13 protein-coding genes are annotated in these 13,248 nt (G+C 45.4%); 2 read left to right on the forward strand and 11 right to left on the reverse strand.

Features of this window, described 5'->3' with window-relative positions; all coding sequences use genetic code 11:
- Positions 1–2 precede the first annotated feature (2 nt).
- The 4 genes from paaA to paaG form a co-directional block, all read right to left on the reverse strand.
- Positions 3–965, reverse strand: a complete 963-nt coding sequence (paaA, locus tag ABXT70_RS08940) for a 1,2-phenylacetyl-CoA epoxidase subunit PaaA (protein WP_443640142.1) — start codon at positions 963–965, stop codon at positions 3–5.
- A gap of 81 nt (positions 966–1,046) precedes the next feature.
- Positions 1,047–2,249, reverse strand: a complete 1,203-nt coding sequence (gene pcaF, locus ABXT70_RS08945) for a 3-oxoadipyl-CoA thiolase (RefSeq protein ID WP_443640143.1) — start codon at positions 2,247–2,249, stop codon at positions 1,047–1,049.
- 46 nt (positions 2,250–2,295) lie between these two features.
- Positions 2,296–2,763: a hydroxyphenylacetyl-CoA thioesterase PaaI gene (gene paaI / locus ABXT70_RS08950; RefSeq protein WP_443640144.1), complete on the reverse strand. Its 468-nt coding sequence runs from the start codon at positions 2,761–2,763 to the stop codon at positions 2,296–2,298.
- Between the two features lies 1 nt (position 2,764).
- Positions 2,765–3,556 (reverse strand): 2-(1,2-epoxy-1,2-dihydrophenyl)acetyl-CoA isomerase PaaG, encoded by a 792-nt coding sequence (paaG, locus tag ABXT70_RS08955; RefSeq protein WP_443640145.1) that lies wholly within the window; start codon positions 3,554–3,556, stop codon positions 2,765–2,767.
- Between the two features lie 102 nt (positions 3,557–3,658).
- Between paaG and ABXT70_RS08960 the strand changes: the two genes are divergently transcribed.
- Positions 3,659–4,243 (forward strand): DapH/DapD/GlmU-related protein, encoded by a 585-nt coding sequence (locus tag ABXT70_RS08960; protein ID WP_443640146.1) that lies wholly within the window; start codon positions 3,659–3,661, stop codon positions 4,241–4,243.
- A 3-nt stretch (positions 4,244–4,246) separates the two neighbouring features.
- Here the strand turns inward: ABXT70_RS08960 and paaZ are convergent, their stop codons facing one another.
- Complete coding sequence (gene paaZ / locus ABXT70_RS08965; RefSeq protein WP_443640147.1) at positions 4,247–6,295, reverse strand: phenylacetic acid degradation bifunctional protein PaaZ; 2,049 nt, start codon at positions 6,293–6,295, stop codon at positions 4,247–4,249.
- A 299-nt stretch (positions 6,296–6,594) separates the two neighbouring features.
- On the opposite strand from paaZ, the gene paaK reads away from it, so the two are divergent.
- On the forward strand, positions 6,595–7,890 hold the full coding sequence (gene paaK, locus ABXT70_RS08970; RefSeq protein WP_443640148.1) for a phenylacetate--CoA ligase PaaK: 1,296 nt from the start codon (positions 6,595–6,597) through the stop codon (positions 7,888–7,890).
- Between the two features lie 23 nt (positions 7,891–7,913).
- Here paaK and ABXT70_RS08975 read toward each other — a convergent pair whose 3' ends face one another.
- From ABXT70_RS08975 to cdd, 6 genes are read right to left on the reverse strand one after another with little or no spacing between them, the layout of a single operon-like run.
- Positions 7,914–8,351: a VOC family protein gene (locus tag ABXT70_RS08975; RefSeq protein WP_443640149.1), complete on the reverse strand. Its 438-nt coding sequence runs from the start codon at positions 8,349–8,351 to the stop codon at positions 7,914–7,916.
- 35 nt (positions 8,352–8,386) lie between these two features.
- Positions 8,387–9,385, reverse strand: coding sequence for an adenosine deaminase (gene add / locus ABXT70_RS08980; protein WP_443640150.1), 999 nt, complete (start codon positions 9,383–9,385; stop codon positions 8,387–8,389).
- A 29-nt stretch (positions 9,386–9,414) separates the two neighbouring features.
- Entirely contained in the window at positions 9,415–10,644 is a 1,230-nt protein-coding gene (locus tag ABXT70_RS08985; RefSeq protein WP_443640151.1) for a phosphopentomutase, read from the reverse strand.
- Between the two features lie 52 nt (positions 10,645–10,696).
- Complete coding sequence (gene deoA / locus ABXT70_RS08990; protein ID WP_443640152.1) at positions 10,697–12,031, reverse strand: thymidine phosphorylase; 1,335 nt, start codon at positions 12,029–12,031, stop codon at positions 10,697–10,699.
- Positions 12,028–12,843, reverse strand: a complete 816-nt coding sequence (locus tag ABXT70_RS08995) for a purine-nucleoside phosphorylase (RefSeq protein ID WP_443640153.1) — start codon at positions 12,841–12,843, stop codon at positions 12,028–12,030. The genes deoA and ABXT70_RS08995 overlap by 4 nt, the downstream gene beginning before the upstream one ends.
- Entirely contained in the window at positions 12,840–13,247 is a 408-nt protein-coding gene (cdd, locus tag ABXT70_RS09000; protein ID WP_443640154.1) for a cytidine deaminase, read from the reverse strand. Before cdd ends, ABXT70_RS08995 begins: the two co-directional genes overlap by 4 nt.
- Position 13,248: the final 1 nt, after the last annotated feature.

Consider the following 13,248-nt stretch of genomic DNA (forward strand, 5'->3'; position numbering starts at 1 on the left):
TATTAAGCCGCATCTTTTGCCAGCTTTAATTGTTTTTTTAGATTGTAAGCAGCGGTAGCTTCGCGCACCCAAGCCCCGTCTTCATGAGCCTTTACATGATGCTGTATCCGTTGACGGTTACAATGGCCATTGCCATTGATGACGCTATAAAACTCATCCCAATCAAGCTCACTACTGTCGTAATGTCCACGCCCTTCATTCCATGTTAAATCTTTATCTGGATGTTCTAGCCCCAAATAGTCTATCTGTGAAACCGTCTGATCAATGAACTTTTGGCGCAAGTCATCATTCGTTTCACGTTTTATTTTCCATTTCATTGACCGACCTGAATGGGCTGATTCCGAGTCATGGGGACCAAACATCATAAGTGATGGCCAATAAAAGCGATTAAGGGAATCCTGCGCCATGTCTTTTTGAGCAGGTGTACCATGAGCCAACTCAATCATGATTTGATACCCTTGCCGCTGATGGAAGCTTTCTTCCTTACAAATACGAATCATGCTTCTGGCGTATGGCCCATAAGACGTACGCTGCAGTGAAACCTGATTACATATGGCAGCACCATCCACTAACCAACCAATGGCGCCCATGTCACCCCAGGTTTGGGTTGGGTAGTTAAAGATAGAGGCGTATTTAGCTGTTCCAGTTTGCAACGCCTCGATCATTTGCGCCCTAGAGATACCTAAGGTTTCGGTAGCGCTGTATAGGTATAACCCATGACCCGCTTCATCTTGCACCTTCGACAACAACACAGCTTTGCGACGTAAAGAGGGCGCACGAGTAATCCAATTCCCTTCTGGCTGCATACCAATCACTTCTGAATGTGCATGTTGTGACATTTGACGAATTAAATTTTGACGATAGGCATCAGGCATCCAATCTTTAGGCTCAATTTTTTGCTCGGCATCAATTTTGGTCTGAAATAGTCGTTCTAATTCAGTTTCGGGTGTCGTGTTTGTGATCATTTTATTCACCATGTTTAGCCAGGGTTAATTCGTTATGCTGCATTTGGTAGGCACACAAATGGTACCCACAGTTGGGTATATTTATACGCGTTCAATAATCAGTGCAATGCCTTGCCCAACACCAATGCACATCGTGCATAAGGCATACCGGCCATTAGTTCGGTGCAGCTGATACATGGCGGTTGTAACTAACCTAGCACCGCTAGCCCCAAGAGGATGGCCTAACGCAATAGCGCCACCATTAGGGTTAACATGGGCCGCATCGTCAGCAATATCTAATGCTCGCATTACAGCGAGGCCTTGTGCAGCAAAAGCTTCATTCAATTCAATCACATCCATTTGATCAAGGCTCAGGCTGGTTTTTTCTAGCACTTTTAGCGTAGCTGCTACAGGGCCATACCCCATGATATTAGGTTCCAAACCTGCCGTTGCCATACCTAAAATACGGGCTTTTGGGGTTAAGCCGTGGTGTTTAATGCCCTCACGTGATGCCAATAACAAGGCGCAAGAACCATCATTAACACCCGAAGCATTACCTGCGGTTACACTGCCACCATCACGAAATGGGGTAGCCAATTTACTCAGAGTTTCTAGGCTACTTAGTCGGAGATGTTCATCTTGTGCAAAGACAATATCTTCTTTTTTTCGTTGAGGGATCCGTACTGGCACAATTTCTTCTGCGAAAATACCATCCGCTTGTGCTTTTGCAGCACGTGTTTGGCTTGAGAATGCGAATGCATCTTGAGAAGCACGGTCTATGTGAAACTGCTCAGCGACGTTCTCAGCAGTTTCTGGCATAGAATCAACGCCATATTGCTGTTTCATTAGAGGGTTAACAAAACGCCAACCTATGGTTGTATCAAACATTTCAGACTGCCGACTAAACGCCGTATTAGCTTTTGCTACAGCAAATGGTGCGCGCGACATAGACTCAACACCACCAGCAATAATTAAGTCTGCTTCACCACTGCGTATCGCTCTAGCACCCGTACCTACAGCATCAATACCAGAACCACACAGCCGATTTAGTGTCATCCCGGGTACATCAATGGGCAAACCTGCCAATAAACCACTCATGCGAGCAACGTTACGATTGTCTTCACCTGCTTGATTAGCACAGCCATAAAAAACATCATCAACACAAGCCCAGTCGACACTGGGATTACGGTCCATCAGTGCCTTTATAGGCACCGCACCCAAATCGTCAGCACGCACACTGGCAAGGCTGCCGCCATATCGACCAAACGGTGTTCTAATGGCATCACAGATAAAGGCATCATTCATTGGTTATTCCTCAGTGCCCATTGTCAGGGCATGTTATATCGAGCAATTAAGCTTTAGGTGTCGTTGCGTCGGGTAATACACTGGCATTAACTCGGGCCGAATTGCCCTTAAATAATGCCACTAACTGGGCGTTTTGATTAGTCACTTCCACGTAATAAATACCACTACGCTTACCTTGATATCGTTGTGTTGCAGTGGCACTTAGCTGGTCACCCAGCACTCCAGGGCGTAAAAAATCAATGGTGCAGCCTGCAGCTACGGCAGCCTGGTTTTGAGAGTTACAAGCAAACGCAAAAGCAGAGTCTGCCAAACTAAAAATCATGCCACCATGACAAGTTTTGTAGCCATTTAACATTGCATCTGTAACGGTCATCGTGGCTGTTGCACAACCAGGCTTTATAGCTCCAATGGAAATGCCCAAAGCTTTAGAGGCCGCGTCTTGGGCGAACAGTTGCTGTGCACAATCTTCAGCTAATTGCTGATCCCTTGCTTGATCCTTAGATTGTTGACTCATATTATTTCCCAGTAAAACTCGGTTGGCGTTTTTCCATAAATGCACTTACGCCTTCTTGGTAATCGTCTGTTTTGCCCAACCAGCGCATGGTTTCTTTTTCTATTTCCAATTGTTGATGTAATGGGGTTGAAAACGAATCATTAAGCAACTTTTTGGTCATTGCCAAGCCTAGGGGTGGCAGCGAAGCTAGTCGCTCTGCTAGTGCCAATGTTTCTTCCATTAAAGTATCATCGTCAACACATTGCCAGATCATGCCCCACTGTTCCGCTTGTTCAGCCGATAACTTATCGCCTAACAGCGCTAATCCTTTTGCCCTTGGTAAACCTAAGGCACGAGGTAAATTAAAAGTGCCTCCTGAGTCAGGAACAAGACCTATCTTGCTAAAAGCCTGCACAAATTTGGCACTGCGGGCGGCAAGTACAATATCGCAAGCAAGTGCAATACTGGCACCAGCGCCCGCAGCAACGCCATTTACAGCACAAATTACAGGCTTTTCCATGGTCATAATATTGCGGATCAGGGGGTTATAATACTTTTCAATAGAATCACCTAAATCTGGCCCATCATCTGTTACTTTAGCCGCTCGGTCACTAAGATCTTGGCCAGCACAAAACCCCCTACCTTCACCCGTGATCACTAGGCATCTAACGGCATCATTAGTTTGAGCGTCTTTAATGGCTCTTTTAACATCTTCATGCATCAAACCATTAAAGCTATTTAGTGTTGCTGGCCTGTTTAAAGTAAGTACACCAACACCACGATTGACCTGATAAGTGATTGTTTCGAATTCCACTAGCTACTCCTCGTTAATTTCCTGAATGTCTGGACACTATTGTTTATATAAGTAACCATAAAGCATCACTGAAGATGTTTAACTATTTACTCGGAATCCACTATGCCAATTTATGCTATAGAAGATCTTATTCCCGTTGTCGACCCTAGCGCCTATGTGCACCCTACCGCCGTTTTAATAGGTGACGTCATTATTGGCAAAGACTGTTACATTGGCCCCAATGCCGTTCTACGTGGCGATTTTGGCAGAATAATACTTAACCAAGGCTGCAATGTTCAAGACACCTGCGTGGTGCACAGTTTCCCTAATAAGGACTGTGTCATCGAGCAAGATGGCCACATTGGTCACGGAGCAATCTTGCACGGTTGCCACATTGGACGTAATGCCTTAGTCGGCATGAACGCAGTCATCATGGACGACGCTATCATTGGTGACGAATCGCTTGTCGCTGCCACCGCTTTTGTTAAATCAGGTTTTCAATGCCCACCGAGAAGCTTACTTGCTGGCAGCCCTGCCAACATAAAACGTCAGCTAAGCGATCAAGAAGTGGCTTGGAAAAGCGATGGCACACTCGAGTACAAAAACCTCACAAAACGTTGCCATACCAGCTTACAACAAGTTCAACCATTAGCTGAGGTTCAACAAAACCGACCTCGATTTAATGCCAGCAGCCATCAACCTAAATAGCCATTAATCGCGTTTGCGCTCAACCAATGTCAAAATGTCATACAGTGCTACAATAACCTTATCTTGCTTAGTTACTTCTACGTCCCATAACACTACACCCGTAGGACTCTTATCTTCAGGGCGCCGGTCTTTTTTAATCTTTTGCTTAACAGTTATCTTTACTTGTATGGTGTCACCAATATGCACCGGTTCAATAAACCGCAGATTTTCCAATCCATAATTCGCCAAAACAGGACCAGGGGCTGGGTCAACAAACATGCCGGCCGCCGCTGAGATGATAAAATAACCATGGGCAACACGTTGTCCAAATAAAGAATCTTTAGCAGCTATTTCATCAAAATGTGCATAGAAATGGTCGCCTGATAGGCAGCCAAAATTAACAATATCGGCCTCAGTCACTGTGCGGCGATGGGTTGTTAAACTCTCCCCTACCACGAGTTCTTCAAAGTATTTACGAAACGGGTGTCGATCAGTGCTGGATGTTTTCGCCCCCGCCATATATTCACGGGTTATTGCCATCAAGGTAGTCGGCGAGCCTTGGATTGCTGTGCGTTGCATATAGTGTTTTATAGCACGAGACCCACCAAGTTCTTCACCACCGCCAGCTCGACCAGGACCACCGTGCACTAGGGTAGGCAATGGTGAACCGTGGCCTGTTGATTCTTTAGCACAATCACGATTAAGGACTAACATACGGCCATGAAAGGCCGCTGCACCCATAATAATTTGTGTTGCTTCATGGTCGTCATAAGTGACAATAGACCCTACCAGGCTGCCTTTTCCCAAGCGTGCAATTGCAACAGCTTGGTCAATAGAGTCATAAGGCATAATGGTACTAACCGGGCCAAACGCTTCGATGCTATGAGGTGCATCAGTAGCCAATGGTTTGGCACAGTATAATAATGTAGGAGGATAAAAAGCATCTTCTTCTACGCCGTCTCCCACCAGCTGAATGTTAGCGTCATTACCACCATACATAACCTCGCAATGCTGACTCAGTGCAGCCACTGCGTTTCGAATATCTGTGCGCTGACTGCGTCCCACTAGAGGACCCATACGAACACCTTCAGCAGTAGGGTCTCCCATCACAACCTTGTCTAGGCGTGATTTTAATGCCTCAGTAACTGCATCAACTTTAGTTGCCGGCACAATGACACGCCGAATAGCAGTGCATTTTTGACCCGCCTTGGCAGTCATTTCACTGCTAATTTCTTTAATAAATAATGCAAACTCTGGATCGTCAACAGATACACTTTGACCCAAAATAGAACAGTTAAGCGAATCAGCTTCCATATTAAATGGAATACTATTGTCGATAATATTGGGGTGAGATCGTAATTGTTTACCTGTCGTTGCCGACCCTGTAAAGGTCACCACATCTTGCTCATTAAGATGATCTAGCAAATCACCTACACCACCACAAATTAACTGGATAGCACCCTCTGGCAATATCTTAGAAGCCACGATTTCTTCAACCACTGCCTGAGTTAAATACGCAGAAACAGTTGCGGGCTTCACAATAACGGGAACACCAGCAATTAAACTGGGAGCAATTTTTTCAAGCATGCCCCAACACGGAAAGTTAAACGCATTAATGTGTACTGAAACCCCTTTTTTTGAGGTTAGTATATGTCGAGCTGAAAAGGTGCCATTGGCCGAAAGTGTCTCTGGTGGCCCTTCTACAATAAACGTTTCATTAGCAAACTCTCTTCGCGCGATACCCGAATAGCTGAACATAGTGGCTAAGCCACCGTCGATGTCGATCCAGCTATCCAATTTAGTAGCACCGGTTTTCGATGAAATTTGGTAAAAGTAATCTTTTTTAGTTAGTAGGTGTTTAGCTACATTTTTTACTGCATTGGCACGCTCATGAATAGTCATGTCACCCAGGGCAACACTACCAAGAGTACGTCCATACTCAACCATCTTTTCAAAATCTAAACCTGTACTACTGACATTGCAGATGATTTTTCCATTTACAGCATCACATACTTCGGTGCCACCAGGGCCACCTTGAATCCACGAACCACAAGCATAACTCTTTGATTTCATTATATAACTCTTACTAATAAGCACAGCTGTACACCCTGCTTTAAAAATCAACACATCGCCACTAATGATACATCTAAATTAATTTAAGTCAAATTTATGTATCACTAATTTTAAATCAACGGAACCTTCTACACACAAAAACAAACGCCACCCAAAATAGGCCTTCAAAAAGACAAATTTAAACGCAACAAGGTACATCTAAATTTCATTGTGATACACTTTATTTATAAAGACAAATAAAGTGTACTATATAATTTTAAACGCTTAATTGACCCATACTATTTTCTTTGGAGTGCGACATGACAGGTGATAAAATAGGCTTTGATGCTATTGAAACGGCTAGTTTGGATGAACTACGCCATTTACAACTACAAGGCCTAAAGCAAACGCTTCAACACGCTTATAACAACTCTCCTGTATACAAAAAAAAGTTTGATGATGTTGGTGTTCATCCAGACGATTTAACAACCCTTGACGACATCAGTAAATTCCCATTCACAACCAAATCTGACCTACGGGACAACTATCCTTTTGGCATGTACTGCACACCCATGGAGCAAATTGTCCGTGTTCATGCATCAAGTGGTACCACTGGCAAACCCACAGTAGTTGGCTATACCCAAAAGGATATCGATATTTGGGCGAATTTAGTGGCGCGATCAATATATGCTGCAGGTGGGCGGCCAAAGGATAAGGTACATATATCCTATGGCTATGGATTATTCACTGGAGGCCTAGGCGCGCATTATGGTGCTGAACGATTGGGCTGCACTGTTATTCCGGTGAGTGGCGGTCAAACTGAAAAACAAGTTCAATTGATCAAAGATTTTGACCCCGACATCATTATGGTAACACCATCTTATATGTTAAATATCTCTGATGAAATCTATCGTCAAGGTATCAATCCTGAAAAATTGTCATTACGTACCGGCATTTTTGGTGCAGAGCCTTGGACCAACGCTATGCGCGAAGACATTCAGAATCGTATGGCTATAGATGCAGTAGACATTTATGGCTTATCAGAAATAATGGGGCCAGGTGTGGCCCAAGAATGCATTGAAACAAAAGATGGGCCTACTATATGGGAAGATCATTTTTACCCAGAAATAATTGACCCGATAACAGGTGAAGTGCTACCAGAGGGCGAAGAAGGTGAACTTGTATTTACCAGCTTGTCAAAAGAAGCCATGCCAATGATCCGTTATCGCACACGGGACCTTACTCGTTTATTGCCCGGCTCAGCTAGAACAATGCGCCGCATGGATAAAATAACCGGCCGTAGCGACGACATGTTAATTATTCGTGGAGTTAACGTATTTCCAAGTCAGATTGAAGAACAAGTTTGCGCTATTAAAGGGCTTGCGCCTCATTATTTAATCGAAATAGGCAAACAGGGAAACATGGACACGGTAACAGTTAGAGTTGAGTCTGAGTCAGGACAGTCGACACAAACTAACGAACAATTAATTAACTTGCTAAGCCAGAAAATAAAAACCTTTATCGGCATATCTGCAACTATCGTCATTGAAGCTCCCCAACAGTTACCCCGCTCTGAAGGCAAAGCAAAACGGGTCATAGACAACAGAACTAAGTAATCCCGCTGCCCCCAAAGGGTATATTACTTGGCGAACAACTGATCCAAGTCAGCGAAGGCTTTAAACTCCAACGCATTGCCACTAGGGTCGCTAAAAAATAAGGTGGATTGCTCCCCCGGTTCGCCTTTAAAACGAGTGTGGGGCTCAATAATGAACGCCACTTTGCCCGTTAGCCTTTGCGCCAATTGCTGCCAGTCTTTAAGTGTAAGCACTACCCCAAAATGCGGTACTGGAACACCTTTGCCATCAACCCCATTAACATGAACAGAGACTTTACCTTCTGGGCCTAAGTTTGGATTAAGGTGGGTGACTAACTGGTGGCCGTAGAGATTCCAATCAATCCATTCTTCGCTAGAACGACCCTCGCTCAAACCAAGTAATTGACCATAAAAAACCCTCGATTCGGCAATATCCCTGATGGGGACCGCGAGGTGGAAAGGACGTATTGGGGAATCAACCATAATGTTTTCCAAGTAATGTTAAGGGGCTCTAATTATTAACCAATCACGGCCAACAAACGAGTCTTAGTGTCCGCATCTGCAAAGGACGCTTCCATGGCCATACGAGAAATGCTGCGCAGCTGCTCCAGGTCTAAACCAAAATCCTTGGCACCAGAGTGATATTCAGTGCCTACAGTAGTGTCGAAGAACGGTGGATCATCAGAGTTAAGGCTGATACTAATTCCCGCTTTTAAGATTTTATTGAGCGGATGGCTGGCAAGATCTGGGTACACAGACAAGGCTATATTGCTGCCAGGGCAAACTTCTAAGGCGATGCCCCGTTTTGCTAATTCTGCCATAAGTGCTGGATCTTCAGCACTCCGTACACCATGGCCAATACGGGTCACTGGTAGGTTATCAATAGCGTCCCATACACTTTCTGGGCCTAATATTTCTCCAGCGTGGGTGGTGCAGGCAAAACCAGCTGCCGCAGCAATATTAAACGCAGGCGCAAAGTCGGCTTGAGTATACGTAGATTCATTACCACCCATGCCAAAACCCACAATGTAAGGATGTGGGTTGTCGGCTAGTTGCTGAGCTATCACAAGGGCTTGGTCTGGGCCTAGATGGCGTATGCAAGAGATAATTAAACGACCAACAATACCAAAGTCACGCTCAGCATCGTTAATGCCCTCAATACAGCCAGATAACATATCCTCGTAGCTCATGCCCACAGCTGCAGCGTGATCTGGAGAAATAAAAGTTTCGGCGTAAATTGTACCTTCTGCAGCACACTGCTCCATGTAGGTGTACATAATGTCGCGATAGTCTTGCGCCTTACGGAGACAAAAACTAGCTTCGTCATAGGCTTGCAAGAACTCAACAAAATCACCCCATGCAAACGTGTCATCGGTGGTAAACAAACCATGTTTAAGGCTAATGCCATTACGTTCTGCAATGGTGCGCACTAGGTTCGGTTGTATGCAACCCTCTAGGTGACTATGAAGCTCTACCTTAGGTAGTTTTTGAATTTTATTGGCTAATAATGCAGACATCAAATACTCGTTTTACTCTAACAAAAAAATTAATTTAACTCACAGGCAGTGCCGTAGCCTAAGGGCACAAGGCCTAAATGCTGTGCCACAGTTTGTCCCATATCGGCAAAACTTGCTCTCTCACCTAGGTCACCAGCTTGCACGGGAGCGCCACAGTAGTTGCCGTAGAACACCACTGGCACGTGCTCACGGGTATGGTGGGAACCAGGCCAAGTAGGATCGCAACCGTGGTCTGCACTCAGTAACACTAAATCTTGCTGTTCCATCCTAGCTTCGATTTCTGGCAATCTAGCATCGAACTCTTCTAGTGCATTAGCGTAACCGGCTACGTTACGACGATGACCATACTTACTGTCAAAATCGACAAGATTGACAAATAATAAGCCTTCTTTCACCTTGTCCATTTGGTCTAACAATTGGTCTACTAATCCTGTGTTATCAGCCGCTTTCACCGTATAGCTAACACCCTTATGGGCAAATATGTCACCCACTTTGCCTACAGATACCACTGTGCCCTGCTTATCTTGAATGTGATCCAATAGCGTTGGGCCTATCGGTGGTGTGGTTAAATCTCTGCGGTTAGCAGTGCGCTCAAAATCAGCACCACACGTACCTTTAAAAGGCCGTGCAATAACACGGGTTACGTTGAGTGGGTCGACTAGCTTTTTGGCAACTTCACACAAAGCGTATAGCCTTTCTAGGCCAAAGGAGTCTTCGTGGGCTGCAATTTGAAATACAGAATCGGCAGAGGTATAACAAATAGGGTAGCCAGTGCGGAGATGTTCTTCACCATACGCAACCAACACATCTGTGCCAGAACCGTGCTTATTTGCCAAGGTGCCTTCAATGTTACCTTGGGCCAACAAATCTTTCATCAGTTGAGCAGGAAAACAATTGTCTTGTTCAGGAAAGGTGCCCCAGTCAAAGGGCACTGGTAGGCCACAAATTTCCCAATGACCACTGGGTGTGTCTTTACCACTACTCACTTCTACGGCGTGGCCATAGGCACCTTGCACATCAACATGGGTCTCAAGAGGCAAGCTACGTTTACGGCTACCTACAGATGCTGCACCTAACCCCCAACGCAAGAGATTTGGAATTTTTAGAGGGCCCTGACGTTGATCATTATTGGCTAATCCAGCCTCACACGCCTCTACGATATGACCAAAGGTATCAGAGTTTTGGTCACCATATTTGGCAGCATCAGCACTAGCACCGAGGCCCAGTGAATCTAAAATTAAAATAATGGCTCTGTTCATGGTTTTATCTTTATCGTTTAGTACCCTACAGTTGGGTACAAATTTGTAATGCCTAAGCCTGATAGAACTCTTTAACTAACGCTTGAGCAGCAGGTACCTCGGGTGCCAATTGAATTAAGCTAGGGAGCTGTTGGTTGACAAGGTCTAACTGTTCATCGGTACGAACATGAGCCACAGCCAACGCTTGGCCCTGCTCAATATAGTCACCCATTTGAACCATATCACTTAGGCCTACAGCGTAATCAATTGCATCGTCAGCTTTGCTCCGCCCTGCTTTGAGGCTAACCAGTGACAAACCAATGCCACGCACATCCATAGCTGAAACATAGCCTGCTTGGGTCGCCACAATAGGCTTAACCATAGGTGCTTGGGGTAAATAATGTGCTGGCTTTTCAAGCAAATCTGCAGGCCCTCCAAGGCCTACTACCATGTCTGCAAATACCTGTGCTGCATGGCCTTTATTGAGTGCTGCGGAGGCTTTATCTCTGGCAACATCTAAGCTGCCTGTTACACCACTAATGTCTAGCATGTGAGCTGCCAACTCAATAGTAATGTCGAGTAAACGCGGGTCTGCTTGGGTAGGATTAAGTAAAAAGTCGATACATTCAGCCATCTCCACCGCATTACCCACATTGCGGCCTAATACTTGATCCATGTCAGTAATTAGGCAGCGTGTCGGCACACCTGCACCGGTGGCCACTTGCGAAATACTCTGGCTTAATTCTTGCGCCATGCTCATTTCTGCTGCAAAAGCACCATTACCAGTTTTAACGTCCATAACTAAAGCGTCTAAGCCCGCAGCAAGCTTTTTAGATAAAATAGACGCAGTAATTAAATCAATAGATTCCACAGTCGCGGTAACGTCACGGGTAGCATAAAGACGCTGGTCAGCGGGCGCTAGCTCAGCCGTTTGGCCAATAATGGCACAGCCTACTCGCTTTACTAGAGACTTAAACAAGTCTTCATCGGGGTAAGCGTTGTAACCTGGAATACTGTCAAATTTATCTAGAGTGCCACCTGTGTGACCTAAGCCACGGCCAGAAATCATCGGTACGTAGGCACCACATGCAGCAACGATAGGCCCAAGCATCAAACTTACCTTATCCCCTACGCCACCAGTGGAGTGTTTATCAACAACAGGGCCATCTAGATCCAGCTTTTGCCAGCTCAATACTTTACCAGAGTGCATCATTTGTTTCGTCAAGGTGATGCGTTCTGCCATAGTCATTCCCCGCTGGAACACAACCATAGCAAATGCACCTAACTGAGCATCACTCAACTGCCCACTGGTTATACCCTGCACCATAAAGGTAATTTCAGCATCTGTAAGAACTAGTCCATCACGCTTTTTGCGGATCAGTTCTTGTGGTAAATAAGTTAATGTCACACTGGTACCTCATAGCCCTGCAAGAAGGCATTCAACAACCGTTCAACATCATCAATGGCCATCTTGGCATATTCCATTGTTTGCTCATGACTTAACGGTGTCGGACTCATGCCTGCGGCGTAATTGGTGACAATGGATAAAGCACATAAAGGTAAACCCTGGTGTCTGGCTAAAATCACTTCTGGCACTGTAGACATGCCTACTGCTTGAGCACCCAGCACCTTAAGGGCACGGATTTCTGCAGGAGTTTCAAAATTAGGTCCACACATCCAAGCGTAAACGCCTTCGTGTAAAATTACATCATTGGCCTTAGCAGCCTTACGCATGGCATCGTTCATGCCGTGGTGGTATGCCTGTGTCATGTCTACAAAACGTTGGTTACCTTGGGCGCCAAACAATGGCGATACACCAGTCATGTTAATGTGATCTGTTAGCAACATTACACTGCCTGGCCCCGCGTCAGTCACCATGCTACCTGCAGCGTTAGTAAGAATAAGTGCCTCACAGCCCATGGCTTTAAAGGTTTCAATAGCAACGGCCATGACATTGGCTTGACCATGTTCATAATAATGGGCTCGGCCCTGCAATACAGCTACGCGGGTGCCACCAACATGGCCCAGCACTAAACGTCCTGCATGACCGCCCACACCAGCTTGAGGAAAACCGGGTAACTCATCAAAGCTAATGCTAACTAGGGCATTTACTTGGTCTGCAAAAGAGCCCAAACCCGAGCCCAGCACCATACCTACTTGTGGCACAAAACCTCTAGCAACGCGGTTAATAGCTGCTAAACAGGCACCTATCTGACTCATAATAAAAACTCCGGGCCAAATGCGTGGGGCAATAATTCTGCTAGGGGTAAGCGTCGCTGTACCCCTGTTGTAGAACACAAAATGACAGGGGTATTGTTGTCAGAAAATTCGCGAATACGCTGACGGCAGCCACCGCAAGGCGTAGCACCTTGATCATCTTGGCTCATAATATATATTTTTTGAATGCGTTGATGGCCTGCCATTACCATGGCAGCAATGGCAGCTGTTTCTGCACAATTACCTTCTGGGTAACTGGCATTTTCAACATTACAGCCAGCAAAGGTTTGGCCATTTTCGGTCACTATTAAAGCACCAACAGGGTAATTAGAGTAAGGCGCATAGGCCTTATCCATAGCTTGCTTTACAGCATTTATATAATCGGTTTCAGTGGTTGATGTAGACATA

The sequence above is a fragment of the Candidatus Njordibacter sp. Uisw_039 genome (genome assembly GCF_047730075.1).
Classification (GTDB): domain Bacteria; phylum Pseudomonadota; class Gammaproteobacteria; order Pseudomonadales; family Balneatricaceae; genus Njordibacter.

Excerpts from the sequence above, each read along its gene's own strand:
- paaA (WP_443640142.1), bottom strand. The coding sequence starts at position 965 with ATGATCACAAACACGACACCCGAAACTGAATTAGAACGACTATTTCAG.
- pcaF (WP_443640143.1), bottom strand. The coding sequence starts at position 2,249 with ATGAATGATGCCTTTATCTGTGATGCCATTAGAACACCGTTTGGTCGA.
- paaI (WP_443640144.1), bottom strand. The coding sequence starts at position 2,763 with ATGAGTCAACAATCTAAGGATCAAGCAAGGGATCAGCAATTAGCTGAA.
- ABXT70_RS08960 (WP_443640146.1), top strand. The coding sequence starts at position 3,659 with ATGCCAATTTATGCTATAGAAGATCTTATTCCCGTTGTCGACCCTAGC.
- paaZ (WP_443640147.1), bottom strand. The coding sequence starts at position 6,295 with ATGAAATCAAAGAGTTATGCTTGTGGTTCGTGGATTCAAGGTGGCCCT.
- paaK (WP_443640148.1), top strand. The coding sequence starts at position 6,595 with ATGACAGGTGATAAAATAGGCTTTGATGCTATTGAAACGGCTAGTTTG.
- ABXT70_RS08975 (WP_443640149.1), bottom strand. The coding sequence starts at position 8,351 with ATGGTTGATTCCCCAATACGTCCTTTCCACCTCGCGGTCCCCATCAGG.
- add (WP_443640150.1), bottom strand. The coding sequence starts at position 9,385 with ATGTCTGCATTATTAGCCAATAAAATTCAAAAACTACCTAAGGTAGAG.
- ABXT70_RS08985 (WP_443640151.1), bottom strand. The coding sequence starts at position 10,644 with ATGAACAGAGCCATTATTTTAATTTTAGATTCACTGGGCCTCGGTGCT.
- ABXT70_RS08995 (WP_443640153.1), bottom strand. The coding sequence starts at position 12,843 with ATGAGTCAGATAGGTGCCTGTTTAGCAGCTATTAACCGCGTTGCTAGA.
- cdd (WP_443640154.1), bottom strand. The coding sequence starts at position 13,247 with ATGTCTACATCAACCACTGAAACCGATTATATAAATGCTGTAAAGCAA.